This is a genomic window from Herbaspirillum huttiense (assembly GCF_047300815.1).
Classification (GTDB): Bacteria; Pseudomonadota; Gammaproteobacteria; order Burkholderiales; family Burkholderiaceae_D; genus Herbaspirillum; species Herbaspirillum huttiense_A.
The window spans coordinates 1,748,942-1,773,433 of record NZ_CP178608.1 but is presented as its reverse complement, the minus strand read 5'-3'; the positions used below and the strand labels follow the sequence as shown (position 1 = coordinate 1,773,433).

23 protein-coding genes are annotated in these 24,492 nt (G+C 64.1%); 15 read left to right on the top strand and 8 right to left on the bottom strand.

Annotated features, from left to right (window positions below):
• Positions 1-72: 72 nt before the first annotated feature.
• Positions 73-1,248, bottom strand: coding sequence for a nicotinate phosphoribosyltransferase (pncB, locus tag ACLRDN_RS08040; RefSeq protein ID WP_413459706.1), 1,176 nt, complete (start codon positions 1,246-1,248; stop codon positions 73-75).
• 194 nt (positions 1,249-1,442) lie between these two features.
• Positions 1,443-2,696: an ABC transporter substrate-binding protein gene (locus tag ACLRDN_RS08035; RefSeq protein ID WP_413459705.1), complete on the bottom strand. Its 1,254-nt coding sequence runs from the start codon at positions 2,694-2,696 to the stop codon at positions 1,443-1,445.
• A 385-nt stretch (positions 2,697-3,081) separates the two neighbouring features.
• Here ACLRDN_RS08035 and fdxA point away from each other — a divergent pair, with 385 nt between their 5' ends.
• The 5 genes from fdxA to nth all read left to right on the top strand — a co-directional run bounded on the left by fdxA (position 3,082) and on the right by nth (position 7,845).
• Positions 3,082-3,405, top strand: a complete 324-nt coding sequence (gene fdxA / locus ACLRDN_RS08030) for a ferredoxin FdxA (protein WP_039787587.1) — start codon at positions 3,082-3,084, stop codon at positions 3,403-3,405.
• Between the two features lie 313 nt (positions 3,406-3,718).
• A complete protein-coding gene (locus ACLRDN_RS08025) occupies positions 3,719-4,792 on the top strand; it encodes an NAD(P)/FAD-dependent oxidoreductase (RefSeq protein WP_413459704.1) in 1,074 nt (357 codons plus the stop codon).
• A 317-nt stretch (positions 4,793-5,109) separates the two neighbouring features.
• Positions 5,110-6,345 carry a polyhydroxyalkanoate depolymerase gene (locus ACLRDN_RS08020; RefSeq protein ID WP_413459703.1) on the top strand — a complete coding sequence of 412 codons (1,236 nt, stop codon included), beginning with the start codon at positions 5,110-5,112 and terminating at the stop codon, positions 6,343-6,345.
• 130 nt (positions 6,346-6,475) lie between these two features.
• The gene (gene rsxB, locus ACLRDN_RS08015; RefSeq protein ID WP_413459702.1) at positions 6,476-7,198 is read left to right on the top strand and encodes an electron transport complex subunit RsxB; all 723 of its coding nucleotides are present in this window, start codon (positions 6,476-6,478) and stop codon (positions 7,196-7,198) included.
• A complete protein-coding gene (gene nth / locus ACLRDN_RS08010) occupies positions 7,195-7,845 on the top strand; it encodes an endonuclease III (protein WP_413459701.1) in 651 nt (216 codons plus the stop codon). The genes rsxB and nth overlap by 4 nt, the downstream gene beginning before the upstream one ends.
• 7 nt (positions 7,846-7,852) lie before the next feature.
• Here the strand turns inward: nth and ACLRDN_RS08005 are convergent, their stop codons facing one another.
• Positions 7,853-9,025, bottom strand: coding sequence for a branched-chain amino acid ABC transporter substrate-binding protein (locus ACLRDN_RS08005; protein ID WP_413460364.1), 1,173 nt, complete (start codon positions 9,023-9,025; stop codon positions 7,853-7,855).
• A 282-nt stretch (positions 9,026-9,307) separates the two neighbouring features.
• On the opposite strand from ACLRDN_RS08005, the gene ACLRDN_RS08000 reads away from it, so the two are divergent.
• Positions 9,308-9,739 carry a DUF1841 family protein gene (locus tag ACLRDN_RS08000; RefSeq protein WP_088754068.1) on the top strand — a complete coding sequence of 144 codons (432 nt, stop codon included), beginning with the start codon at positions 9,308-9,310 and terminating at the stop codon, positions 9,737-9,739.
• A gap of 77 nt (positions 9,740-9,816) precedes the next feature.
• On the opposite strand, the gene ACLRDN_RS07995 is transcribed toward ACLRDN_RS08000, so the two are convergent.
• The 3 genes from ACLRDN_RS07995 to ACLRDN_RS07985 all read right to left on the bottom strand — a co-directional run bounded on the left by ACLRDN_RS07995 (position 9,817) and on the right by ACLRDN_RS07985 (position 13,117).
• Complete coding sequence (locus tag ACLRDN_RS07995; RefSeq protein ID WP_134221915.1) at positions 9,817-10,170, bottom strand: c-type cytochrome; 354 nt, start codon at positions 10,168-10,170, stop codon at positions 9,817-9,819.
• Positions 10,171-10,183: 13 nt separating this feature from the next.
• The gene (locus ACLRDN_RS07990; RefSeq protein WP_039787601.1) at positions 10,184-10,504 is read right to left on the bottom strand and encodes a c-type cytochrome; all 321 of its coding nucleotides are present in this window, start codon (positions 10,502-10,504) and stop codon (positions 10,184-10,186) included.
• Between the two features lie 363 nt (positions 10,505-10,867).
• The gene (locus ACLRDN_RS07985) at positions 10,868-13,117 is read right to left on the bottom strand and encodes a preprotein translocase subunit TatB (RefSeq protein ID WP_413459700.1); all 2,250 of its coding nucleotides are present in this window, start codon (positions 13,115-13,117) and stop codon (positions 10,868-10,870) included.
• 202 nt (positions 13,118-13,319) lie between these two features.
• Here ACLRDN_RS07985 and ACLRDN_RS07980 point away from each other — a divergent pair, with 202 nt between their 5' ends.
• Genes ACLRDN_RS07980 through ACLRDN_RS07970 form a run of 3 tightly spaced genes read left to right on the top strand, consistent with a single transcriptional unit; the run spans position 13,320 to position 16,000 of the window.
• Positions 13,320-14,195: an AAA family ATPase gene (locus ACLRDN_RS07980; RefSeq protein WP_413459699.1), complete on the top strand. Its 876-nt coding sequence runs from the start codon at positions 13,320-13,322 to the stop codon at positions 14,193-14,195.
• 26 nt (positions 14,196-14,221) lie between these two features.
• The gene (locus tag ACLRDN_RS07975) at positions 14,222-14,809 is read left to right on the top strand and encodes a GNAT family N-acetyltransferase (RefSeq protein ID WP_034335411.1); all 588 of its coding nucleotides are present in this window, start codon (positions 14,222-14,224) and stop codon (positions 14,807-14,809) included.
• A gap of 21 nt (positions 14,810-14,830) precedes the next feature.
• Positions 14,831-16,000, top strand: coding sequence for a vWA domain-containing protein (locus tag ACLRDN_RS07970; protein WP_413459698.1), 1,170 nt, complete (start codon positions 14,831-14,833; stop codon positions 15,998-16,000).
• A gap of 4 nt (positions 16,001-16,004) precedes the next feature.
• On the opposite strand, the gene ACLRDN_RS07965 is transcribed toward ACLRDN_RS07970, so the two are convergent.
• Positions 16,005-16,205, bottom strand: a complete 201-nt coding sequence (locus ACLRDN_RS07965; RefSeq protein WP_311434847.1) for a heavy-metal-associated domain-containing protein — start codon at positions 16,203-16,205, stop codon at positions 16,005-16,007.
• Between the two features lie 164 nt (positions 16,206-16,369).
• Here ACLRDN_RS07965 and ACLRDN_RS07960 point away from each other — a divergent pair, with 164 nt between their 5' ends.
• From ACLRDN_RS07960 to ACLRDN_RS07945, 4 genes are all read left to right on the top strand, one after another.
• Positions 16,370-18,622 (top strand): heavy metal translocating P-type ATPase, encoded by a 2,253-nt coding sequence (locus ACLRDN_RS07960; RefSeq protein WP_413459697.1) that lies wholly within the window; start codon positions 16,370-16,372, stop codon positions 18,620-18,622.
• 2 nt (positions 18,623-18,624) lie between these two features.
• On the top strand, positions 18,625-19,047 hold the full coding sequence (gene cueR, locus ACLRDN_RS07955) for a Cu(I)-responsive transcriptional regulator (RefSeq protein ID WP_413459696.1): 423 nt from the start codon (positions 18,625-18,627) through the stop codon (positions 19,045-19,047).
• Positions 19,044-20,015, top strand: coding sequence for a Gfo/Idh/MocA family protein (locus ACLRDN_RS07950; protein ID WP_413459695.1), 972 nt, complete (start codon positions 19,044-19,046; stop codon positions 20,013-20,015). Before cueR ends, ACLRDN_RS07950 begins: the two co-directional genes overlap by 4 nt.
• 139 nt (positions 20,016-20,154) lie before the next feature.
• A complete protein-coding gene (locus tag ACLRDN_RS07945; RefSeq protein ID WP_413459694.1) occupies positions 20,155-21,057 on the top strand; it encodes an alpha/beta fold hydrolase in 903 nt (300 codons plus the stop codon).
• A gap of 9 nt (positions 21,058-21,066) precedes the next feature.
• On the opposite strand, the gene cadR is transcribed toward ACLRDN_RS07945, so the two are convergent.
• Positions 21,067-21,519 carry a Cd(II)/Pb(II)-responsive transcriptional regulator gene (cadR, locus tag ACLRDN_RS07940; protein ID WP_413459693.1) on the bottom strand — a complete coding sequence of 151 codons (453 nt, stop codon included), beginning with the start codon at positions 21,517-21,519 and terminating at the stop codon, positions 21,067-21,069.
• An 80-nt stretch (positions 21,520-21,599) separates the two neighbouring features.
• Here cadR and ACLRDN_RS07935 point away from each other — a divergent pair, with 80 nt between their 5' ends.
• Positions 21,600-23,921: a heavy metal translocating P-type ATPase gene (locus ACLRDN_RS07935; protein WP_413459692.1), complete on the top strand. Its 2,322-nt coding sequence runs from the start codon at positions 21,600-21,602 to the stop codon at positions 23,919-23,921.
• Between the two features lie 52 nt (positions 23,922-23,973).
• On the top strand, positions 23,974-24,423 hold the full coding sequence (locus ACLRDN_RS07930; RefSeq protein ID WP_413459691.1) for a hypothetical protein: 450 nt from the start codon (positions 23,974-23,976) through the stop codon (positions 24,421-24,423).
• The last annotated feature ends 69 nt before the right edge of the window (positions 24,424-24,492 follow it).

Sequence of the window (24,492 nt, the reverse complement as noted above, 5' to 3'; positions counted from 1 at the left end):
TAGCAGCCGACATGCGGCCCGCATGCCCCAAACGCCCGAGTGGAAAAACTTTCAGGTATCGTGCAAATCCGGTCAAGCCTTGATCTGGAATACCTGGCGCAAGTAATTCACATAGGCCGGGTCATCGCACATGTTCTTGGAAGGCGTATCGGACAGCTTGGCCACCGGCTGGCCATTGCAGCGGACCATCTTCATGACCACCTGCAAGGGCGTGTAGCCCAGGTCATTGGTGAGATTGGTACCGACGCCAAAGGCCACCTTGGCGCGATCCTTGAAGCGCAGGTAGAGCGCACGCACCTTGTCGAAGTCCAGGCTGTCGGAGAACACCAGCACCTTGCTGGAGGGATCGACACGGTTGTCACGGTAGTGCTGGATCAGGCGCTCGCCCCACTCAAACGGATCGCCCGAATCATGGCGCGCGCCGTCGAAGAGCTTGCAGAAATACATGTCGTAGTCGCGCAGGAAGGCATCCATGCCATAGACGTCGGAGAGCGTGATGCCGAGGTCGCCCCGATACTCGCGCGCCCACATCTCAAAGGCGAACGTCTGCGAATCACGCAGGCGCGGACCCAGCGCCTGGCAGGCCTGCAGGTATTCATGCGCCATGGTGCCCAGCGGGGTCAGGTCATGCTGCATGGCGTACATCACGTTGGAGGTACCGGCAAAGTGGTTCCCCATGTGCTGCTTCATCTCGTCGATGACCTCGGCATGCCAGCTGCGCGAGAAGCGGCGGCGGGTGCCGTAATCGGCAATCTTGCAGCCGGCCAGTTCGGCATCATCGGTGATGACCGACATCTTCTTGCGCAGGCGCGCCCTGCCCTCTTCCAGATCGGGCGAACGCTGGGTCGCGCGGAAATACACTTCATTGACGATGGCCAGTACCGGCACTTCGAACATGATGGTGTGCAGCCACGGCCCCTTCACCTTGATCTCGATCTCGCCATTGCCGGCCGGGTCGGGCTGGACCGTGATGTATTTTTCGTTCAGGTGGAACAGGTCGAGGAAGTCGACGAAGTCGCTCTTGATGAAGCGCAGGCCGCGCAGGTAATTCAGTTCATCTTCCTTGAAACGCAGGCGGCACAGCGCGGCAATCTCGGCGCGGATCTCGTCGACATAGGGTGTCAGGTCGATGTGTTCGTTGCGGCATTTGAACTTGTATTCGACCTGGGCGCCGGGGAAGTGATGCAGGACCACCTGCATCATCGTGAATTTGTACAGGTCAGTGTCGAGTAGGGATGTGATGATCATGAAGTCCGGATGCGGACATGCCGCATGCTGCCATGTTGATGGTCCACGTGCATGAGGGCTGCCCCGGAGCGCGCCGCGTCATGCGTTGGCCACGCCCTGAAGCGTCGCGACCGCTATCTTAACCGAGATCGTACAAAGCAAAGCCCCCTGCCATGAGGGGGCTTTGACAAGGCCTGGGGCGGCGCAGGACCGGATTACTTGCCCGCCGAAGCCGGACGGCGTCCGCGCACGTAGGTCGGCGGCGGCAGGTAGGCAGTGCCTTCGAGGTAGCGCCATTCGCGCATGGTGCTGCGTCCATCCTTCTGGGAGACCAGGCCGATGAAGGCACCCATCGTGGATTGCTGGTCCAGCGCGCGGAAGCTCAACTCACCCAGCGGCGAGGACCAGTGCAGGCCGCGCAGGGATTCCAGCAGCACTTCGCCGTCCCCGCCTTCGCTCTTCTTCAGGCCGCCCGCAATGGCCATCATGGTGCTGTAACCCAGCACCGCCGACAGTTGCGGACGCTCGCTGAATTTCTTCAGATAGGCTTCCAGGAAGCGCTGGTGCTCCGGCGTATTGATCTGGTCCCACGGATAGCCCACAGCCAGCCAGTCGCGAATGGCTTCACTCTGGCTGGGATCGAGGCTCTGCGCACCGGCCGAGCTCATCGATACCACCCGCATGCCGGCAAACAACTGCTGGCGATTGCCGGCCTGCACGAACTTCTGCAGGTCCTCGCCGAAGGTGGCATTGAAGATGGCATCCGGACGCGCCTGGCGGATCGCCCGCACCACATCGTCGGCCTTGATCTTGCCCATGGCCGGCCACTGGTCGCTGACGAATTCCACATCCGGACGCGCCTGTTTCAACAGCATCTTGAAGCTGGCCACAGCGCTCTGGCCGTATTCATAGTTGGGCGCCACCATGGCCCAGCGCCGGCCCGGCATGCGTGCGGCCTGCTCGGCAAGCATTGCGGCCAGCATGTAGGTCGAAGGACGCACGCGGAAGGTGTAGCGATTGCCCTTGTCCAGGGTGATGGCGTCCGAGAGCGCATCACCCACCACCAGCACGGTCTTGCTGCGCGAGGCCTCGCGTGCCACGGCCAGGGCCACGTCGGAGAGCATGGTGCCGGTCAGCACTTCCACGTGCTCCTTGCTGACCAGCTCCCGGGCGTTGCGGGCGGCCTGGTCGGCATCGCCCTGGTCGTCGCGGGTAACGAGTTCCAGGGGGCGCCCATGGATGCCGCCGGATTCGTTGATCTGTTCCAGCGCCAGCGCCAAGCCATTGCGATAGGCTTGCCCGGCAGTGGAGGCACGCCCCTGGCTGTTGATCTCGCCGATGCGGATGGGCTCGGCGGCGGCCGCGCCCGCAGGCAGCGCAAGGGACACGGCGAAGGCCAGCGCACCGAGCAAGGCGGGCAGCAGCGAAAAACGGAATCGGGGGGAGGACTGGGGGCCTGCAGCGTTCACGCCGGGACTTCCTTCTGAAGATGTGCGACAAGCCGCGCCATACCGGCGGACCTGGCTCCAGGCGCTGGAACCGCAGGCCACAAGACCCTGGCGGCGGCTGGGCTTATCGCGAGCTTGTTTATTTACTTATACGTAATCTGTATAAGCCTCATTTGTGGGAAAAATCGAATTACCTTAAAATACAAGGCTTTGCGGCGGGTTGCGCAGCGGCATCACCAGCGCCTCTCACAGGCCTCCACCAGGCGTCCACAAGATGCCAGGAAGCTGGAAAATGCACCTCAACCACAGGTTGACCAGCCGCAACATGATTTTAACCGTGCCATATTGCCATCAATTGCGGCGCAGTTAGCCATCGGTTTGAAGAAATTTTACAGATAGGACAGTTATGACCCACGTTGTCACCGATTCCTGCGTCCGTTGCCGCTACACGGATTGCGTGGATGTTTGCCCGGTGGATTGTTTCCGCGAAGGCCCCAATTTCCTCGCGATTGACCCGGATGAGTGCATCGATTGCGCCGTCTGCGTGGCCGAGTGCCCGGTCAATGCGATCTACGCGGAAGAAGACGTGCCGGCCGACCAGCAGCAATACATCGCCCTGAACGCCGATCTGTCCCGCAGCTGGCCCTCCATCACCAAGACCAAGGCACCGCTGCCGGAAGCCGAGGAATGGAAGGACAAGACCGACAAGCTGCAATACCTGCAGCGCTGATTCCTGCGGAGAATCAAGTGGACCGGGCCCGTCCCGGTCGACAATGGCGGTTGCGCATCCAGCCCGGCAGTTTCATTGCCACGCCAGATGCGCAGCCGTTTGCATTTGGCCGCCAGCAATACCCCTGAGAGCCTCATGGGCAGGCTGAACTGCCCGCTGCTTCGCCGTCCTGTTGCGCTCTCGGCAAGCATCTCGCATCTCTTTTACCTGGCCTCTCCCCCGCCAGCGGCCCTGCCGCCAGCCAGCGCCCAACGCAAGAGGGAAAAGCCGCTCTACTGATCTGATCTACTGAAACAGGAATATCAAGAAAATCATGGAAAACAATGTCCAGACTGCGGCAGTCAACGGTGTCATCGATGCCGACGCCGTCATCATCGGCGCCGGCCCGGTCGGCCTGTTCCAGGTGTTCGAACTCGGCCTGCTGGAAATCAAGGCACACGTGATCGATTCGCTGCCGGTGGTCGGCGGCCAGTGCGTGGAGCTCTATCCGGACAAGCCCATCTATGACATCCCCGCCGTGCCCGTGTGCACCGGCCAGGAACTGACCGACAACCTGTTGAAGCAGATCGAGCCCTTCTCGCCCACCTTCCACCTGGGCCAGGAAGTGACCCTGGTGAACAAGCGTGAAGATGGCCGTTTCGACGTCGAAACCTCCACCGGCACCAAGTTCATCACCAAGACAATCTTCATCGCGGCCGGCGTGGGCTCGTTCCAGCCGCGCACCCTGAAGGTCGAAGGCATCGAGCAGTTCGAAGGTTCGCAGGTGTTCTACCGCGTCAAGGACCCGGCCCTGTTCGAAGGCAAGAACATCGTCATCTGCGGCGGCGGCGACTCCGCCCTGGACTGGGCACTGAACTTCGTGGGCAAGGCTGAATCGGTAATCCTGCTGCACCGCCGTGAAGAATTCCGCGCCGCGCCCGCGTCCGTGGCCAAGATGAAGGAACTGTGCGAACAGTACGAGATGCAGCTGGTCATCGGCCAGGTCACCGGCACCGAGATCAAGGATGGCAAGCTGTCCGAGGTCAAGGTTACGGGCGCTGACGGCGTCACCCGCCGCCTGCCGCTGGACATGCTGCTGGTGTTCTTCGGCCTGTCGCCCAAGCTGGGCCCGATCGCCGAGTGGGGCCTGGAGATCGAGCGCAAGCAACTGAAGGTGGTCGATACCGAGAAGTTCGAGACCAACGTCCCGGGCATCTTCGCCGTGGGCGACATCAACACCTATCCGGGCAAGAAGAAGCTGATCCTGTCGGGCTTCCACGAAGCCGCCCTGGCCGCCTTCGGCGCTGCGCCCTACATCTTCCCGGAAAAGAAGATCCACATGCAGTACACCACCACCTCGCCCAAGCTGCACAAGATCCTGGGCGTGGAAAGCCCGGTCTTCGACTAAATCGTCCTCGCAAGACCCCAAGTGCCGCTGCAAGCGGCCTGCAGAGCCCCCGTCCGGTACGGGGGCTTTTTGTTTATGAAGCTTTTTGCAGAAACCTGTGGGGCCTGCGCCACTGGTCTGACCAGCAAGCGGGGCGTAAGGCAAAGCGTGCTATGCTACCGCGTCGCAACAAGGAAAAAGTTGACAGATTAGACATAATATGAAGTCTGTCAGCCGATGATCGTCGCCAAACGTTTGTGGCACATGCTTGCTGCGCACCTGGTCCGGGTTATCCATCCGGACGGGAAAGCCAGCCGGTGCTTGTATAAAGGTCAGCTATGCTTTATCAACTGCATGAACTCAATCGCGCGTTCCTGAACCCCATGATGCAATGGGCCGAAACCTCGGCCAAACTGTTCTCGGACCCGGTTTCCCCGCTCGCCCACACCCCTTTCTCGCAACGCATCGCCGCCGGCTATGAGTTGCTGTATCGCCTTTCCAAGGAATACGAAAAGCCCCTCTTCAACATCGGCGAAGTGCCGGTGGACGGCAAGCCGGTCGGCATCTCCGAGGAAGTGGTCGAAGAAAAGCCCTTCTGTCGCCTGATCCATTTCAAGAAGGACCTGTCGGCCCGCCAGAGCGCCGCCCTGAAGCAGCCTACGGTGCTGGTGGTGGCGCCCCTGTCCGGCCATCACTCCACCCTGCTGCGCGAGACCGTGCGCGCGCTGCTGCAGGAACATGACGTCTTCATCACCGACTGGACCGACGCCCGCATGGTGCCGGTCGAGGCCGGCGAATTCCACCTGCACGATTATGTTTATTACGTGCAGGACTTCATCCGCACCCTGGGCCCGGACGTACACGTCATTTCCGTGTGCCAGCCCACCGTGCCGGTGCTGGCGGCCATTTCGCTCATGGCCAGTGCCAACGATCCCAAGCTGCCCAAGAGCATGACCATGATGGGCGGCCCCATCGATGCCCGCAAGTCGCCCACGGCGGTCAACGACCTGGCCACCGAGAAGCCCTTCTCCTGGTTCGAAAACACGGTGATCTACAGCGTGCCGGCCAATTATCCCGGCTTCGGCCGCAAGGTCTACCCCGGCTTCCTGCAGCATGCCGGCTTCGTGGCCATGAACCCCCGCCGCCACGCCCAGAGCCACTGGGATTTCTACATGCACCTGCGCGATGGCGACGATGCCTCCGCCGAAGAGCACCGCAAGTTCTACGACGAGTACAACGCCGTGCTGGACATGCCGGCCGAGTTCTACCTGGAGACCATCAAGGTGGTGTTCCAGGACTTCAACCTGGCCCGTGGCACCTGGGAAATCGAGGGCAAGCTGGTCCGTCCGCAGGACATCAAGTCGGTCGCCCTGTTCACCATCGAAGGCGAACTCGATGACATCTCCGGTTCCGGCCAGACCCAGGCGGCGCAGGAACTGTGCAGCAGCATCCCGAAGACGCGCAAGCAGCATTTCACGGTGCCCAAGGCAGGCCACTACGGCATCTTCTCGGGCCGCCGCTGGCGCGAGATCGTCTGTCCGAAGATTGGCGAATTCATCCGCGCCAACGCGTAAAGCAGCTCACTGCGGCAACAACGGCACCCCGTCTCCACGGTGGTGCCGTTTTGCTTTGTGGCCGCGGCATGACTTGGCGGCGGTTTGGCCGGATAATAGCGCCCTTGTCCCGTTGAATTGCCTGACCGCCGTGCCGCCATCCGCCACCACCGCCTCCGCCACCCTGGCCGACCGCCTCGAAGACCTGCTGCCGCAAACCCAATGCACAAAATGTGGCTACCCGGCCTGCCGTCCCTATGCCGAGGCCATGGCCGAGGGGCTTGCCCACTATAACCAGTGCCCTCCAGGCGGTCAGGAAGGCGTGGCGCGGCTGGCGCAACTGCTGGGCAAACCGGTGATCCCGCTCGATCCCGCCAACGGCAGCGAACAGCCACGCCGCCTGGCGGTGATCGATGAAGCCGTCTGCATCGGCTGCACGCTCTGCATCCAGGCCTGCCCGGTCGACGCGATTGCCGGTGCGGCCAAGCAGATGCATACGGTGATCGAATCGCTCTGCACCGGCTGCGACCTGTGCGTGGCGCCCTGCCCGGTCGATTGCATCAGCATGGTCGAGGCCACGCCAGGCCGCACCGGCTGGCAGGCGTGGAGCCAGGAACAAGCCGATGGCGCCCGTGCGCGCCATGACTGGCGCACCCTGCGCCTGCAGCGCGAGAAGGAAGAAAACGATGCCCGCCTGGCCGCCAAGGCTGCGGCCAAGCTCAAGGAAGTGGAAGCAGCGGCAGCCGGCACGCCCGAGGAACAAGCCGAACTGGCCCGCAAGAAAGCCATCATCCAGGCCGCCATGGAGCGCGCGCGCCTGAAGAAACTGCAAGCCGAACAAGCCAGCCCCCAGCCCGACAGCCCACAACCATGAATCCGACCAAACGCCGCGAGATCTTCGCGCGCCTGCGCCAGGCCAACCCCACGCCCACCACCGAGCTGGAATACACGACACCGTTCGAGCTGCTGATTGCCGTGCTGCTGTCAGCCCAGGCGACCGATGTGTCGGTGAACAAGGCCACGCGCAAGCTCTATCCGGTGGCCAACACGCCCGAGGCTATCTACCGCATGGGGGTGGACCAGCTCATGCCCTATATCCAGACCATCGGGTTGTATCGCACCAAGGCCAAGAACGTCATCGAGACCTGCCGCATCCTGATCGAGGAACACGGCGGCGAGGTACCGGAGTCGCGCGAGGCGCTGGAAGCCTTGCCGGGGGTCGGCCGCAAGACCGCCAACGTGGTCCTCAACACGGCCTTCGGCCATCCCACCATCGCGGTGGATACGCATATCTTCCGGGTCTCCAACCGCACCGGCATCGCGCCGGGCAAGGATGTGGACGAAGTCGAGCGCAAGCTCATCAAGTTCGTGGCCCCGGAATTCCGCCAGGATGCGCATCACTGGCTGATCCTGCATGGCCGCTACACCTGCATCGCGCGCAAGCCGCAATGCTGGAACTGCCTGATTGCCGACCTCTGCGAATTCAAGCAGAAAACGCCACTTCCGGCCAAGGGCGTCTGAGAGCGCGCTAGCGCGGAAGTCCGTACAGGCGCGTGACCGGCACCCAGCGCTGGTCCTGAACTTCATACAGGGTAAAAGTCGGGTTGAGCAGGTCGCCTTCCTCGTTGAAGGCCACCGGTCCGCTCACGCCCTCGAAGCGCAAGCGGTGCATGGCCCGCGCAACCGCATCCGGATCGGTGCTGCCGGCCTGGCGCAGGCCCAGCAGGATGGACTGCGCCGCTTCATAGGCGAAAACCGCATAGAGGTCGATGTCGGAATCGAAGGCTTCGCTGTAGCGCTGGCGGAACTGCCGCCAGCCGGGCATCTTGTCCTGTGGCGGCCCCGGCTCCAGTATCAGCGTGCCATTGGCATCGGGTCCGGCCCGCATCAGGAAAGGCAGCCCCAAGGTCCCGGGCGAGGCCATCAGGCGAGCGTCGATCTTCAGGCGCCGGATGGACTTGGCCAGCACCCCGGCCTGCCAGTCCAGTCCGCCGAAGAAGATCAGGTCGGGCTTGAGCGCACGCGCCTGCAGCAATGGCTGGTTGAAATCCGATGTCTTGTCGCTGACGTTGAAATGCGCCAGGACCTTGCCGCCCTGCGTCTCGATTTCACGCCCGAACTGTTCGGCCAGGCTCTGGCCGAACGGCGTGCGGTCATCGATGATCACCACGGAGCGCACCGCCAGCTTGTCGACTACGTAGCGTGCCGACCAGCGCCCCAGGCTTTCGTTGTTGGGAATGGTGCGAAAAATGCGCGGGTAGGACAGTGCCGTGAGCTTGCGGCTCATCGCCGAGGGCGTCACCTGGATCACGCCCGCAGCATGGTAGAGCGGCGCGGCCACCAGGCTGGTGCCGCTGGTCCAGTGGCCGACCACGCCGATGACGCGCTGGCCGATCAGGTAGCGGGCGACGTACTCTGCCGTGCCGGGGTCTGCCCGGTCATCCTGGGACACCAGCTTGAGCCGGTAATGCTTGCCGGCGATGACCACACCGCGCCGGTTGGCCTCGTCCAGCGCCAGTTGCACGCCATTGCGCATGCTGCGGCCCACGCCCATGGAGGGGCCGCTCAGGGGGCCGGCAAAGCCGATGGCCAGGGTGGATTCGTCAGCCGGCTGCTCGTCGCTGGCCGTGCTCGCCTTGGCCGACGCCGAAGGGGCCGCCAGCGCGGCCTGCGCGCAGCAGCCCAGCAGGGCCAGCACCATACAGAGCAACAGCCGCGTCCATGTTCGTGGACGTCGCACAGGCCCAATCAGGCTTCCGCCAAAACGCATGCATGCTTCCTTCTCGCTGCCCGGCCTGGCGTTTCCCCCATCGCGCCAGGGCGATGCGGCCGGGTACTGCATTGGATGGATTATTCAGATGCTTGTCGTATGGAAAGAATATTACTTCATCTGGACCTGTCGTGCCGCAGGCCTTGGCCGGCCTCCTGAACGGGGCGGCAGACCAGCGTAGAATAGCGCTTTATCCCAGATTGATGCACCGCCATGTTCACGCCGTCCCAGCACGATGTTCGCCGCTTCTTCTGCGAAGCCTACCGCAAGCACCAGGGCAACCAGGTCCTGACGCCCCTGGAAGCCATCGCCCGCGACTGGATCCTGCAGCATCCGGAATACCACGATGCCCTGCGCGACGTGGACGAAGCACTGGCGGCCGACTATTCGATCGAACGCGGCCAGAGCAATCCCTTCCTGCATCTGTCGATGCACCTGTCGATCACGGAACAGATCTCCATCGACCAGCCCCCCGGCATCCGCGGTGCCTTCCAGCTACTGGCCCAGCGCCGTGGTTCGGAACACGATGCCCATCATGAAATCATGGAAGCCCTGGGGGAGATGATCTGGAACGCCCAGCGCAATGGCTTGCCGCCGGATGGGGCGGCTTATATCGAGAATATCAAGCGGCGGGCGCAGGGATAAGCCTTCACGCGCACAACAAAAAGCCACGCCGCAACTCTCTTGCGGCGTGGCTTTCTTTCATCTGCAGCAGGCGCAGCTTACTTGCGCACCACCAGACTGCCCGGCAGGCTGTGCAGATAGGCGGCAATATCGTTGATGTCGCGATCCGTAAGCGGCTTGGCCTGGCCGGACATGATGGCGTTGTTGCGGCCGTTCATGGCGGTGTCGCCCCGGCGGTAGGCCGTCAGGGCATGCTTGAGGTAGTCCGCATGCTGGCCGGCCAGCTTCGGGTAGCCCGGATCGATGGGCGAGTTGTAGTCCTTGCCGTGGCAGGAGGCGCAGTTGTACTTCTCCACCAGCGCACGGCCATTGGCTACATCGGCGGCACTGGCCACTTGCGACAGCAAGGCGGTGGCACCCAGCAGCGACAGGGCAATCAGGTTCTTCTTCATCTCGTGGCTCCCCTTACTTCTGCTGCGAATAGTAGGCGGCCAGGTCGGCGATGTCCTGGTCCGACAGGCTGGCGGCCACGCCCATCATCGAAGGATGCTTGCGCTCCCCCTTCTGGTAGGCGCGCAGCGCGTTCTCGATGTACTTGGCGGACTGTCCGCCCAGCATCGGCACCTGGTAGACCTCGGGATAGCTGGCTTTGTAGCCGGGGATGCCATGGCAACCAATGCACATGGAGACTTTGTTTTCAGCGGCCTTGGCGTTGCCGACGATGTCGGCCGCAGATGCACTGCCGAGCACGCCAGCCAGGGCAAGAAACACGAGGTGTTTTTTCATGTGAGCAGGGTAAGTGATTGGACTTGCCATCCGCCAGCCTCAACCTCGGCGCGGCGGACACCCGACGAAACGCATCTTTTGCTGCCAGCGGCAAACTTTATCGTGCTTGTTCGATTGCCCTGGTATTGCAGGTTTGGCTGTTCTGCTATGGCTCAACCGGTGTTTCGGCTCAAGCTTGTCTCTCCACTCCCCCTGCCTTGCGCAAAAAACGCTTTCGATTCTAACCAATAAAACCGGCAGCGTCATCCCTGCCCGCAAACCCTCCCCGACAGACGCAATCGCCCGCCAGACAAGGCCGGGCGGGCGATCGATCCATTATATGCGCTGCAATATTAACGCTATGGCATTTGGTTGATGCCAACGCTAGGCGACATGCCGCGTAGCCTGGACGTGCATATCTTGCCCTGGCTCAAGTGAAGCCAGGCGCGGTTGCCGGTCGTCCCGGCGCGCGCCGCCCTCGCCTTCATCGTCGTCATCCTCGTCTTCTCCGGCGTCATCCTGCACTGCCGCATCCGTTTTTTGCGGAAGAATGAAGAACAAGGGCCGGACGACGAAACGGCGCAACACCGCCCGCATGGCGATATTGCGGGCGCGGCGCGGCAGGTCGCGCGAACGCAGCGCCAGCGCCAGTGCGCAGGCGAAGGCCACGGCCACCGACAGCAGGGCAGTGGCGGCCACACCGCCGGCGGCCAGCCAGAAGGCGGGCGTCATCAGGGTTTCCCAGCCGAGAGTGAAGACCGCTGCAGTGAGCGCGCCTGCAGCCAGCGTGACATGGCGCATATCCAGGGGCAGACTGAAGAACGCTGCCACCACCGGTGCCAGCCCCAGCAACACGGCCAAGGCCAGGCTGCCGGCGATGGTGGCCACGTTGCGCTCCAGCCAGGCGGCACAGCGCTGGGCGCGCATGGCCCCAAGACCGTGCACCAGGCGGCGATGGTTGGAGACCACTTCCCGTACCCGGCGCAGGGCAAACCAGTTGTCGGCAAAGCCGGCCGCGAGACTGGCCAGCCACAGCAATACGCCGGTCAACGCGGCGTACAGGGGCGTGGGCCCTACCAGCGAGAGCGCGGCGATGGCCTGGCGTGCCTCGCTGGCCGGCATCGGCTGGCTGCCCAGCGCGAACCAGCCCAGGGCGCACAGCGCGGCGGTGACCGGAATCACCGCCAGCAGATTGCCAAAGATGCCTGCCGACTGCGAACGCAGCAGTTGGCCGGATTCGGCGATCAGGTCACGCATGCCCTCGGCATCCAGGTCCCCCATGCACGAGGCCAGGGCCGGCGCGGTCACGGCCGGCTGGCGCGTGGCCAGCACGCCGCCCAGCGCAGCAATGAGCAGGAAACTGGCGGCGTAGTTCAGCGAAGCCAGCGCCCCATCGACGAAATGCACCGCACCCAGCGCCGACAGGCTCTGCTTGACCAGCGCGGTGGCGGCGATGACCGCACCGCCCACGAGACCAGCCCGCATCACCCGGCGATAACCGGCACCGTCGCGGGCGATGGCCTGCTCCCGGTGATCGGCATTGCGCTCGACCATCTTGCGCGCCAGCAGGGCAAAACTGCGCCGCATCAGGCCGCGCACCGAATCGCGGTGATGGTGCGCCGAGATCAGGTCGCACAGCAGCAACTGCATGCGCCCCGCCCCGGCCAGCGCCGCCGGGCGCGCGACCATGCCGGGCACGGCCGGACTGATGACCGGACCAGGCACGCCGGAGCGCACATCGATGAGCCGCCCGATGCGCTGCAAGTGCGCCCGCATGCGTTCGACACGATAGACCAGGCTCACCGAGACGCCGTATTCATCCAGGTGTGCATAGATGCGGTCGGTCTGCGCATGGCACACCGCGACCAGCATGCGCACGCTGCGCAAGGCGCCGAGGTCGCCCGGCTGGGCGCGCAGCCAGGCTTCCATCTCGCGCCGCAGCGCCAGGAAGGGCGTGGCGCGCATGGGCATCTTGGGTTCCAGCCGCTGGCGGAAGGCCGGGCTGATGCCATCGGCCACCACGGTGGTGGTCAGATAGGTGATGGCTTCCTCGATCTGCTGCCAGTACATGTGGGAGATGCCGTCATCGGCCATCAGCTTCCACAGCCGCTGCAGCAGTTCATTGTCCAGCTCCAGCAGCCAGGCAGCATCATCCGGATCGGGGAACATGGCCGTAAACAGCGAAGAGAGGTCAGTGGGCGAAAGGTGGCGCGGCAGGATCAGCCGGGCCAGGCGTTCGGTCAGCTCGCCGAAGAAGCCGGGTTCGTGCGGCAGGCCGGTGGTGGAGAAGAGTTCGGGGCCGGTGGCTTCACGCAGGGTCTTCTGCAGCGCGTTCTGGACCGCGCGCCGCACGTCGCGGTGCTGGTCCAGCCAGTCCAGCATGATGGCCAGCCGCTGGCGGCGCACCTGGTGCCAGGCCTGGCGGTCCAGCAGCGAGACTGCGGGACGGTGGCGCAGCCACTCGGCTACGTCGATCATCCAGTTGGCCCGCTCGTGCCAGCTGGCAGCCGGGTCGATGCGGCGCATCAGGACTTCCAGCTGCCGGCCGACGTCATGACGGTCCATGTAACGCGCCTGCATGCCGTGACGCATTCGTCTCCACACCACCAGCATCTTGAAGAAAAGAAATTTCATGGGCAGTGAGCGCCTGGGGCGCTTTCAGTTTGTTGCATGCGTAGCCCTTGATATAGGAACGATTGAGCAGAATTCAAGCCGTCGCAGGTGCGCCGGTGTTGGCCGGCTTTTCCCTTATACTCGAAGAAATGTCCGGCGCGGCTGCTGCAATGCCGCATCTTCCCGGCAATCCAACCACAGCAACCTGACAAGGACAGCATCCATGCCAGATCATTCCACCGCTTCATCCCATCCAGGCAAATTCACCGGCAGCGACAACTACGTTGCCACCGACGACCTCAAGCTGGCGGTCAATGCCGCCCTCACCCTGCAGCGTCCGCTGCTCATCAAGGGCGAGCCCGGCACCGGCAAGACCATGCTGGCCGAGGAAGTGGCGGCCGCCCTGGGCCGCCCGCTGCTGCAGTGGCACATCAAGTCCACCACCAAGGCCCAGCAGGGCCTCTACGAATACGATGCGGTCTCGCGCCTGCGCGATTCGCAGTTGGGCGACGAGCGCGTCAAGGACATCCACAACTACATCGTCAAGGGCGTGCTGTGGCAGGCCTTCACGGCCGAGGAGCCGGTGGTGCTGCTGATCGACGAGATCGACAAGGCCGACATCGAATTCCCCAACGACCTGCTGCGCGAAATCGACCGCATGGAGTTCTACGTCTACGAGACGCGCGAACTGGTGCGCGCCAAACACCGGCCGCTGGTGGTCATCACCTCCAACAACGAGAAGGAATTGCCGGACGCCTTCCTGCGCCGCTGCTTCTTCCACTACATCAAGTTCCCCGACAAGGAGACCATGCAGCAGATCGTTGACGTGCACTTCCCGCACATCAAGCGCGACCTGCTGGCGCGGGCGCTGGACGCTTTCTACCAGGTGCGCGAGGTACCGGGCATCAAGAAGAAGCCCTCGACCTCGGAACTGATCGACTGGCTCAAGCTGCTCATGGCCGAAGACATCCCGCCCGAAGTCCTGCACAGCCAGGACAACAAGGCCGTGGTCCCGCCCCTGCATGGCGCGCTGCTCAAGAACGAGCAGGATGTGCACCTGTTTGAGCGCCTGGTCTTCATGTCGCGCAACAATCGCTGAACCTGCCGCCATCCACCGGAGCTGCCATGCAATTCCTCTCGCCGATCACCCTGAAGGGCCAGTTCGCCACCGTCGAACCGCTGCATCCCGAGCACCACGATGCGCTCATTGCCGCCGTGTCGGACGGCAAGCTGTGGAAGCTCTGGTACACCGCCATCCCCAAGCCGGAAAACATGCGCGCCGAGATCGAACGCCGCCTGCACCTGCAGCAGCAGGGCAGCATGCTGCCCTTCGTGATCCGCCGCAATGACACCGGTGCGCTGTGCGGCATGACCACCTACATGAATGCCGATGTGGCCAACCGGCGCGTGGAGATCGGCTCCACCTGGTATGCCGCCAGTGCCCAGCGCACCGGCATCAATACCGAGTGCAAGCTGATGCTGCTCACGCACGCCTTCGAGGACATGCACTGCATCGCCGTGGAGTTCCGCACCCACTGGATGAACCAGCAGTCGCGTGCGGCCATTGCACGGCTGGGGGCCAAGCAGGATGGCATCCTGCGCAATCACCAGCGCATGCCGGATGGTTCCTATCGCGACACGGTGGTGTTTTCCATCATCGAATCGGAATGGCCGACGGTGCGCCGCCATCTCCAGTTCAAGCTGGGCCGCTGAGGCGGCTGCGGGATTGCATTCATGCTCATCGATTTCTTCTACACCGTGAAACAGGCTGGCGTACCGGCCTCGATCAAGGAATTCCTGACCCTCCTGGAGGTGATGGACAAGCAGGTCATTTCCCCTTCGCTGGATGAGTTCTACTTTCTCTCGCGCCTCACGCTGGTGAAGGACGAGGCGCACTTCGACAAGTTCGACCGCGCCTTCGGGGCCTACTTCAAGGGGATAGAAACGATCTTCGAGAAGCGGCCGGAGATTCCGCTGGAATGGCTGGTCAAGCAATTGCAGCGCGACCTCACGCCCGAGCAGAAGGCCGCCATCGAGAAGTTCGGCTACGACAAGCTGATGGATCGCCTGAAACAACTGCTGGAAGAACAGAAGGAACGCCACGAGGGCGGCAGCAAGTGGATCGGCACCGGCGGGGTTTCTCCCTTCGGCCATGGCGGCTTCAACCCGGAGGGCATTCGGATCGGCGGCAAGGGCGGCCAGCGCAGCGCAGTGAAGGTGTGGGAAGAACGCGAATACAAGGACTACGACGGAGAACGCGAACTGGGCACGCGCAACATCAAGGTGGCGCTGCGCCGCCTGCGCCGCTTCGCGCGTGAAGGACTGGACGAAGAACTGGCGCTGGACGACACCATCCGTGCCACCGCCAGCAATGCCGGCTACCTCGACATCCGCATGCAGCCCGAGCGCAAGAACAAGATCAAGGTGCTGATGCTCTTCGATGTGGGCGGATCGATGGATGACCACATCGCCCGCACCGAAGAATTGTTCTCGGCCGCACGGACCGAGTTCAAGAACATGGAATTCTTCTACTTCCACAACTGCGTGTATGACTACTTGTGGAAGAACAACCGCCGCCGCCACGCCGAGCGTTTCCCGACCTGGGATGTCCTGCGCAAATACACGCCGGACACCAAGCTCATCTTCGTGGGCGATGCCACCATGAGTCCTTACGAAATCGTGCAGCCGGGCGGTTCGGTGGAATACAACAATGCGGAGGCGGGTGCAGAGTGGCTGCAGCGCTTTACCAGCACCTTCCCGCATTTCGTCTGGCTCAATCCCGAGCCGGAAGGCCTGTGGCAATACCGGCAATCGATCGCGCTGATCCGCCAGCTCATGAACAACCGCATGTTCCCGCTGACCATGGATGGGCTGGAAGGCGCGATGCGATTGCTCAGCAAGTAGCGGCTCAGGCTGCGACCGGGGTATAGCCCGCTTCCTCGATGGCCTCGGCAAACTGCTGCGGCGGCAGGCTGCTGTCGATGACCACGCGCTTGTCGGCCACTGCAATGTCGACCTTGGCATTGGCGTCCACCTCTTTGACTGCCTTGGTGATGACGCCTGCACAGTGGTTGCAGGTCATGTCGTTGACGGTGAAGGTGGTGCTCATGGCGTTTCCTTTCATGAAGTGAAGTCAGTGACGGAAGCTTAAACCTTCCCACCACGGCAAGGTCAAGCGCAGCTTTGTGCATCCATGCGACAATCGGGCTTGACCTTACCATCATGGGAAGGATGATGATGCAGGCATTGATCCATCCTTCCGGAGTCGTTGCCATGTCCTCTTCCTCCCCTGCTGCCGCCGAGATCAGCCTCGATATCGAAGGCATGAGCTGTGCTTCCTGCGTGATGCGCGTGGAGAAGGCGCTCAAGAAAATCCCCGGTGTGACCGAAGTGAGCGTCAACCTCGCCACCGAGCGCGCCAGCATCGCCACAGCCGCATCCGTGGCCCCGGCTGCCCTGATTGCCGCCATCGAGAAGGCCGGCTACCAGGCGCACCAGCACATCCCTGAAGAAACCGCCGCGCCGGCCAGCGCCAAGAAACAGCTGCCAAGCTGGTGGCCCGTAGCCGTTTCGGCCGCGCTGTCGCTGCCACTCTTGCTGCCCATGCTGCTGGCCCCGCTGGGCATCGGCTGGAGCCTGCCCCCGCTGTGGCAATGGCTGCTGGCCACGCCCGTGCAGTTCTGGCTGGGCTGGCGTTTCTATCACGCCGGATGGGGTGCACTGCGCGCGCGTTCGGGCAACATGGACTTGCTGGTGGCGCTGGGGACCAGCGCGGCTTACGGGCTATCGGTCTGGCAATGGCTGAGCATGCCGGACATGGGCGAAGACGCCATGGCCATGCCGCATCTCTACTTCGAAAGCTCGGCCGTGGTCATCACCCTGGTGCTGCTGGGCAAATGGCTGGAAGGCCGCGCCAAGCGCCAGACGGCCGACGCCATCGCCGCCCTCAATGCGCTGCGTCCCGACCGTGCCCGCGTGCGCCGTGACGGACAAGACATCGAGGTCCCGCTGGCCCAGGTGCGCGTGGGCGACCTGGTGGTGCTGCGTCCCGGCGAGCGGGTCCCGGTCGATGGCATCGTCAAGGAGGGCCGCAGCCATCTGGATGAAGCCCTGCTGACCGGCGAGAGCCGCCCGCAAGCCAGGCAAGCCGGCGACCATCTGGCCGCCGGTGCCATCAATGCGGAAGGGGTGCTGGTCTTCGAAGCCACCGCCATCGGTGCTGAAACCATGCTGGCGCGCATCGTGCGCATGGTGGAACAGGCGCAGGCGGCCAAGGCCCCGATCCAGCGCCTGGTGGACAAGGTCAGCGCGGTCTTCGTGCCTGCGGTGCTGCTGCTGTCGGCCCTCACCTTCCTCGGCTGGGGCCTGGCGGCAGGCGACTGGCAACAGGCCCTGCTCAATGCGGTGGCGGTGATGGTGATCGCCTGCCCTTGCGCACTGGGCCTGGCCACGCCCACGGCCATCATGGCCGGCACCGGCGTGGCAGCACGCCACGGCATCCTCATCAAGGATGCGCAAGCGCTGGAGATCGCGCATCGGGTCGATGTGATCGCTTTCGACAAGACCGGCACGCTCACCGTGGGCCGTCCGCGCCTGACAGAACTGCACGCCGGTGAAGCCACCGGAGAGGAACAGGACGATGCCTTGCTGGCCCTGGCCGCCGCCCTGCAAGCCCGCAGTGAACACCCGCTGGCGCGGGCCGTGCTGGACGCGGCTGCCGCACGCCCGGGCCTGGTGATCCCGCAAGCTGCCCAGGTGCGCAGCGTGGCCGGGCTGGGCATCGAAGGCCATGTCGATGGCCGCGCACTTTTCCTGGGCAGTAGCCGCTGGATGCAGCTATTGCAGGCCAGCGCCCCGGCCCTGCAAGCGTGTGCGGACCAGTTGCAGGCGCAGGGCCGTACCCTGTCGTGGCTGGCCGAACGTGAGGCGGGCCATGTGCGCATCCTGGGCCTGCTGGCCTTCGGCGACGAGATCAAGCCCGGCGCGCAGCAAGCCATCGCCACCCTGCATGCCCTGGGCATTCGCACCGCCATGCTCAGCGGCGACAACCGGGGGGCCGCACAACAGGTGGCCGCCACACTGGGCATCCAGGATGTGCGCGCCGAAGTGCTGCCCGGCGACAAGGCCGAAGCCGTCGCTGCCCTGCGCGACAACGGCGCACATGTTGTTGCCATGGTTGGCGACGGCGTCAACGATGCCCCGGCGCTGGCCGCTGCCGATGTGGGCATCGCCATGTCCACCGGCACCGACGTGGCCATGCAGGCCGCCGGCATCACGCTGATGCATGGCGACCCTGGCCTGGCGGCCCACGCCATCGACATCTCGCGCCGCACCTACGGCAAGATTCGCCAGAACCTGTTCTGGGCGTTCATCTACAACCTGGTCGGGATTCCGCTGGCCGCCTTCGGCCTGCTCAACCCCATGCTGGCGGGCGCGGCGATGGCGTTTTCCAGCGTGAGCGTGGTCAGCAATGCCCTGCTGCTGCGCCGCTGGCACCCGCATGGGCCTGCAAATACGGAGAAGTGAACATGAATATCGGAGAAGCCGCCACTGCCTCGGGTGTCTCGGCCAAGATGATTCGCCATTATGAAGAAACGGGCCTGATCCCCAAGGTCGGCCGCACCGATGCCGGCTACCGCGTCTATGCCGAGCGCGACGTGCACCTGCTGCGCTTCATCCGCCAGGCCCGGCAACTGGGGTTTTCCATGGCCCAGGTGAGCGACCTGATCGGGCTGTGGCTGGACCAGTCGCGCTCCAGCCGCAAGGTCAAGCAACTGGCCCAGACCCACATCGGTGAACTGGAGCAGCGCATCCGTGAACTGCAGACCATGAAGGGCACGCTGGAACGCCTGGTGCACGACTGCCATGGCGACAATCGCCCCGACTGTCCCATCCTCGATGCCCTCGGCGCGCAGCCGGACTGCTGCGCCCACGCGGAGTCGCAGGCATGAGCGTGCTGCGCTGGGGCATCATCGGCTGCGGTGCCGTCACCGAAAAGAAGAGCGGCCCGGCCTATCGCAGCACGCCCGGTTTCGAACTGGCCGCCGTCATGCGCCGCGACGCCGCCCTGGCCGCCGACTACGCACAACGCCACGGGGTGCCGCGCTGGTTCGACGATGCCGATGCGCTCATCGGCGATCCCGGCATCGATGCCGTCTATATCGCCACCCCGCCCGATACGCACCTGCACTATGCCTTGAAGGTGGCCGCTGCCGGCAAACCCTGCTGCGTCGAGAAGCCGATGGCCCCCAGCCATGCCGAATGCCTGCAGATGCTCGAGGCATTCGAGGCGGCGCAACAACCGCTGTTCGTGGCCTATTACCGGCGCTCGCTGCCGCGTTTCGAGCAGCTGCGCCAATGGCTGCAGGAGGGCCGCATCGGCACGCCCCGCCACGTGCACTGGCAACTGGCGCGCACCCCGCATCCGGATGACCTGCAAGGGCGCTACCGCTGGCGTACCGATGCCCGCATCGCTCCGGGTGGCTACTTCGATGATCTGGCCAGCCATGGCTTGAACCTGTTCTCGCACTTCTTCGGCGACGTGGCGCAGGTGGCCGGGGCCAGCGCCAACCAGCAAGGCATCTACAGCGCCAGGGATGCGGTGGCGGCCAGCTGGCGCTATCAGAGTGGCGTGACCGGCAGCGGCAGCTGGCACTTCGGCAGCTTTGAACGGGCGGACCGGGTGGAGATTACGGGCAGTGCGGGCAAGCTGGAGTTTTCCATCTTCGAGGAGCAGCGGCTGGTGCTGACCACGCCGGCAGAACGCGTGGAACTGGCCATTCCCAATCCGGAACACATCCAGCAATACCACGTGGCCAACCTGCAACGGCACTTGAGCGGAGGTGCGCCTCACCCATCCTGTGGCGACAGCGCTGCGCAGACGGCGTGGATGATGGAAGCGATCCTGGAAAAACGGTGAAATCCTTCACCTGCATGAAAAATGCATGGCTTGCAGCACGCAACCCGACTTGCGATGATAATTACCCTTCATATATCACTAAAAATTACGTTATCCAGCTAGTACCAACAACAGCAAATCACGGGGGGGACCGTCCGACATGCCACAGAGCAATCACCTGACTTTCATCGAGACCGACACATTGCGCATCGGCTTTGAAACCAGCGGCCCGCCAGAGGCCCCCGCCGTGATCCTGCTGCATGGCTGGCCGGACGACGTGCGTACCTGGGACGCCTTCCTGCGTCCGCTGCGTGCGGCCGGCTACCGCGTGATCCGGCCCTACCTGCGCGGCTACGGCCCGACCCGTTTCCTCTCGGAATCGACGCCCCGCAGCGGCCAGCTGGCCGCGCTGGGCAGCGACCTGATGGCCTTTGCCGATGCCCTGGGCCTGGAGCGCTACTCCGTCATCGGCCACGACTGGGGTGCACGGGCCGCCTATATCGCCGCCTCGCAGACCCCCGAACGCATCGCCCATTGCATCGCCCTCTCGGTGGGCTGGGGCACCAATACGCCGGGGCAGCGGCTGTCGCTGCAGCAATCGCGCAATTACTGGTACCACTGGTTCTTCGCCACCCCGCGCGGCGAAGCCGAGCTGCGCGAGGACCGCCGTGGTTTCGCGCGCTTCATGTGGAATACCTGGTCACCTTCCTGGAAATTTGCCGAGAGCGAATTCGCCAATACCGCCGCCTCCTTCGACAATCCCGACTGGGCCGAGATCTGCGTGCATTCCTACCGGCATCGCTGGGGCTTCGCCGAGGGCGATCCCGCCTATGCGGCGCTGGAAGCCCGGTTGCAGGACACACCGCGCATCATGGTGCCCACGCTGGTGCTGCATGGCACCGAGGATGGTGCCAATCATCCCTCGACCTCGGAAGACCGCGAGCCCTACTTCGGGGCCGCCTACCGCCGCGTACTCATCCCGGGGGCCGGGCATTTCCCCCAGCGCGAAAAATCGGAAGAAGTCGTCGAGGAAGTGCTGGCCTGGCTCGCCCGCCCGTCCTGAGCGGGGACTTCAGTGGCAGCCGCCCCCGTGGCTGCCGAGATTGGCCGGCTTCATGTCATCCGGCAGGCTGGCCAATCCTTGCAGGATGCCGCAGTCGCGCGCCGGCTGTTCCACCTCGCACTGGGCGCGCAGCTGGTGCAACTGCTCCTGCAGGGCCTGCAACTGCACGATGCGCTGGGCCACGTGGCCGATGTGCTTGTCCAGCAGCGCGTTGACTTCGCCGCAATTCTGCTCGGGTGCGTCGCGCAGGCGCAGCAGTTCGCGCACTTCATCGAGCGTCATGTCCAGCGAACGGCAATGGCGGATGAATTGCAGCCGCTCCACATGGCGCGCGCCATAGAGCCGGTAATTCGACTGCGAACGTGTGGGCTCCGGCAGCAAGGCTTCCTTCTCGTAATAACGAATGGTTTCTACCGGGCACTCCGCCTGGGCGGCCAGTTCGCCGATCTTCAATGTATCCATGGGATCCTCGCTTGACCTTGTAGTTACTTCAGGGTTTTTAATATACCCCTGAAACCTGTTGGCTGCACAAGGAGGCCTCAATGGCTGGACATTCCCACAAGCACGATCACGATCATTCACATGACCACGCGCATGAGCACGACCATCCTCACATCGAGGCATGGCACGGCTGCTGCTCGGGCCATGCCTGCGCCAGCAATGAAGCGGCTGCCCCTGCCCCGATGCCCGCAGCGCACCTGGAAGGCAAGACCGAGGAAGCCGTCTTCTTCATCCAGAAGATGGATTGCCCGACCGAAGAAAAGCTGATCCGCGAACGGCTCTCGCAGATGTCCGGCGTAGGCTCGCTGGAATTCAACCTGATCCAGCGCGAGCTGACGGTTCAGCACCAACTGCCCTCCATCGCCACGCTGGTGGACACTTTGAAGGCGCTGGACATGCTGCCGGCCGTGAAGTCCGATTCACTGGATGCCGACGCCGGCCGCGATGCCCCCGACCAGGCCGCCGCCTACCGCATCCCGGCGCGCCGCTGGGCGCTGCTGGGCTTGGCCGGCGTAGCTGCGCTGGGGGCCGAGGTGCTGGCCTGGACCAGCGGCAATGACCGCTCCCTGCCGGTGATCGCGCTGGCGCTTGCCGCCATCCTGCTGGGCGGCCTGGGCACGCTCAAGAAGGGCTGGATCGCGCTGCGCAACTTCTCGCTGAACATGAACTTCCTGATGTCGCTGGCCGTGATCGGCGCGGCGGTCATCGGCCAGTGGCCGGAGGCGGCAGTGGTGATCGTGCTGTTCACCCTGGCCGAGATGATCGAAGCGCTGTCGCTGGACCGCGCCCGCAACGCCATTGCCGGCCTGATGGCCATGACGCCCGACATGGCGACCCGGCGCGGCGCGGACGGTGTCTGGTCAACTGTACCGGCCCGTACCGTGACAGTGGATGAAACTGTACGGGTAGCGCCTGGGGAACGTGTACCGCTGGATGGCCTGGTACTGTCAGGCAGCACCAGCATCAACCAGGCCTCCATCACCGGGGAAAGCATACCGGTACAGAAGCAGCCCGGTGACCCGGTCTTTGCCGGCACCATCAATGAACAGGGCGCTTTCGAGATGCGCGTGACGGCCGTGCAAGGCGACTCGACCCTGGCGCGCATCGTCAAAAGCGTGCAGCAGGCGCAGGGCCAGCGCGCCCCGACCCAGCGCTTCGTGGACAACTTCGCGCGCTACTACATCCCGGCGGTGGTGCTGATGGCTTTACTGGTGGCCGTGCTGCCGCCGCTGCTGATGGGTGCGCCCTTCCAGCCGTGGCTGTACAAGGCGCTGGTCCTGCTGGTGATCGCCTGCCCTTGTGCGCTGGTGATCTCCACGCCGGTAACCATCGTCAGCGGACTGGCCTCGGCGGCGCGGCATGGCATCCTGGTCAAGGGCGGCGTCTATCTGGAGCAAGGCCGCCAATTGCGCGCGCTGGCATTGGACAAGACCGGCACGATTACCTTCGGCAAGCCCGCCGTGACCGATGTGGTCTCGCTCCAAGCCGGGGCGGATCAACAGGCGCTGCTGCAACTGGCGGTCTCGCTGGCATCGCGCTCGGACCACCCGGTCTCGCGCGCCATTGCGCTTCAGGAAGACATCGTCACCCTGGAGGTGAGCGACTTTGCCGCCCTGGCCGGACGCGGCGTGCAGGGGCGCATCGGCGGACAACTGCTTCACCTGGGCAATCACCGCCTGGTGCACGAGCTGGGCCAGTGCAGCCCGGAGCTGGAGGCGCGCCTGCAAGCCTTCGAGAAGCAGGGCAAGACCACCACCGTGCTGTGCCGCGAGGGCCAGCCGCAGTTGCTGGTGGCGGTGGCCGACACCGTGCGCCCCAGCAGCAAGGAAGCGGTGGCCGAGCTGCGTGCGCTGGGCGTGGAAGTCATCATGCTGACCGGCGACAACAGCCATACCGCACAGGCCATTGCCAGCCAGACCGGCATTGCCGATGCGCGCGGGGACCAGCTGCCGGAAGACAAGCTCAAGGCCATCGAAGCACTCAGTGCGCGCCATGGCGTGTGCGGAGTGGGCATGGTCGGCGACGGCATCAACGATGCCCCGGCGCTGGCGCGGGCCGACATCGGTTTCGCCATGGGCGCGGCCGGCACTGACACCGCACTGGAGACGGCCGACGTGGCTCTGATGGATGACGACCTGCGCAAGATCCCCGACTTCATTCGCCTGAGCCGTAAGGCCCACACGGTCCTGGTGCAGAACATCAGCATTGCGCTGGGCATCAAGGCGGTGTTCCTGACGCTGGCGCTGGTGGGCATGAGTTCACTGTGGATGGCGGTGTTTGCCGACATGGGGGCCAGCCTGATCGTGGTCTTCAACGGCCTGCGCCTGGTGCGCGGCTTGCGCCAACGCAAGGCCACGGCCTGAGACTGGCCGTACAGGTTGATCGCAGGGATGGCCCCGGTCTATACTGCCGCCCATGATGCTGCGCGCAAAACTCCTCCTGCTCTGGCTGCTGGCGCTGGCGATTCCCGTCCAGGGCTTCGCCGCCGTGCTGCAGGCCTGCGCGCCTGCGCAGCAGCAGGCGGTGCAGCATCATGCGCCGGCAGTGCAAGCGCATCAGATGCAGCATGAGCAGCATGAGCAGCATCAGCATCATGACCAGCAGGCCCATCAAGGCCATCATGCCGATCATGGGGCGGCAACACAGATCGCCTCTGCCGACGCCAGCCACACGCCCCATCAGCCACATCACACGCATTCCTCCTGCAGCTTCTGCGCCGCCTGCACAGTCGGTGGCTTGTTGCCGCTGGCTTTGAGCGCACCGCCTGCGCCTGATCTTCCCTCGCGCGAATTCATTGCGCTGCCGGCTTCCGGCTTCGTCGGCTACCTGCCGGAAAACCCCGACCGTCCCCCTGCCCTCGCCTGATCCCTCCCTGCGCACCTTCGCGTGCGCCTGAGCCTCGTGTGCGCTGACGTCAGTGCGCGCGCGGCATGA

What these genes read in the sequence shown, in the direction of transcription:
- pncB (WP_413459706.1), bottom strand. Translation starts at nt 1,248, where the DNA reads ATGATCATCACATCCCTACTCGACACTGACCTGTACAAATTCACGATG.
- fdxA (WP_039787587.1), top strand. Translation starts at nt 3,082, where the DNA reads ATGACCCACGTTGTCACCGATTCCTGCGTCCGTTGCCGCTACACGGAT.
- ACLRDN_RS08025 (WP_413459704.1), top strand. Translation starts at nt 3,719, where the DNA reads ATGGAAAACAATGTCCAGACTGCGGCAGTCAACGGTGTCATCGATGCC.
- ACLRDN_RS08020 (WP_413459703.1), top strand. Translation starts at nt 5,110, where the DNA reads ATGCTTTATCAACTGCATGAACTCAATCGCGCGTTCCTGAACCCCATG.
- nth (WP_413459701.1), top strand. Translation starts at nt 7,195, where the DNA reads ATGAATCCGACCAAACGCCGCGAGATCTTCGCGCGCCTGCGCCAGGCC.
- ACLRDN_RS08005 (WP_413460364.1), bottom strand. Translation starts at nt 9,025, where the DNA reads ATGGTGCTGGCCCTGCTGGGCTGCTGCGCGCAGGCCGCGCTGGCGGCC.
- ACLRDN_RS08000 (WP_088754068.1), top strand. Translation starts at nt 9,308, where the DNA reads ATGTTCACGCCGTCCCAGCACGATGTTCGCCGCTTCTTCTGCGAAGCC.
- ACLRDN_RS07995 (WP_134221915.1), bottom strand. Translation starts at nt 10,170, where the DNA reads ATGAAGAAGAACCTGATTGCCCTGTCGCTGCTGGGTGCCACCGCCTTG.
- ACLRDN_RS07990 (WP_039787601.1), bottom strand. Translation starts at nt 10,504, where the DNA reads ATGAAAAAACACCTCGTGTTTCTTGCCCTGGCTGGCGTGCTCGGCAGT.
- ACLRDN_RS07985 (WP_413459700.1), bottom strand. Translation starts at nt 13,117, where the DNA reads ATGAAATTTCTTTTCTTCAAGATGCTGGTGGTGTGGAGACGAATGCGT.
- ACLRDN_RS07980 (WP_413459699.1), top strand. Translation starts at nt 13,320, where the DNA reads ATGCCAGATCATTCCACCGCTTCATCCCATCCAGGCAAATTCACCGGC.
- ACLRDN_RS07975 (WP_034335411.1), top strand. Translation starts at nt 14,222, where the DNA reads ATGCAATTCCTCTCGCCGATCACCCTGAAGGGCCAGTTCGCCACCGTC.
- ACLRDN_RS07970 (WP_413459698.1), top strand. Translation starts at nt 14,831, where the DNA reads ATGCTCATCGATTTCTTCTACACCGTGAAACAGGCTGGCGTACCGGCC.
- ACLRDN_RS07965 (WP_311434847.1), bottom strand. Translation starts at nt 16,205, where the DNA reads ATGAGCACCACCTTCACCGTCAACGACATGACCTGCAACCACTGTGCA.
- ACLRDN_RS07960 (WP_413459697.1), top strand. Translation starts at nt 16,370, where the DNA reads ATGTCCTCTTCCTCCCCTGCTGCCGCCGAGATCAGCCTCGATATCGAA.
- cueR (WP_413459696.1), top strand. Translation starts at nt 18,625, where the DNA reads ATGAATATCGGAGAAGCCGCCACTGCCTCGGGTGTCTCGGCCAAGATG.
- ACLRDN_RS07950 (WP_413459695.1), top strand. Translation starts at nt 19,044, where the DNA reads ATGAGCGTGCTGCGCTGGGGCATCATCGGCTGCGGTGCCGTCACCGAA.
- ACLRDN_RS07945 (WP_413459694.1), top strand. Translation starts at nt 20,155, where the DNA reads ATGCCACAGAGCAATCACCTGACTTTCATCGAGACCGACACATTGCGC.
- cadR (WP_413459693.1), bottom strand. Translation starts at nt 21,519, where the DNA reads ATGGATACATTGAAGATCGGCGAACTGGCCGCCCAGGCGGAGTGCCCG.
- ACLRDN_RS07935 (WP_413459692.1), top strand. Translation starts at nt 21,600, where the DNA reads ATGGCTGGACATTCCCACAAGCACGATCACGATCATTCACATGACCAC.
- ACLRDN_RS07930 (WP_413459691.1), top strand. Translation starts at nt 23,974, where the DNA reads ATGATGCTGCGCGCAAAACTCCTCCTGCTCTGGCTGCTGGCGCTGGCG.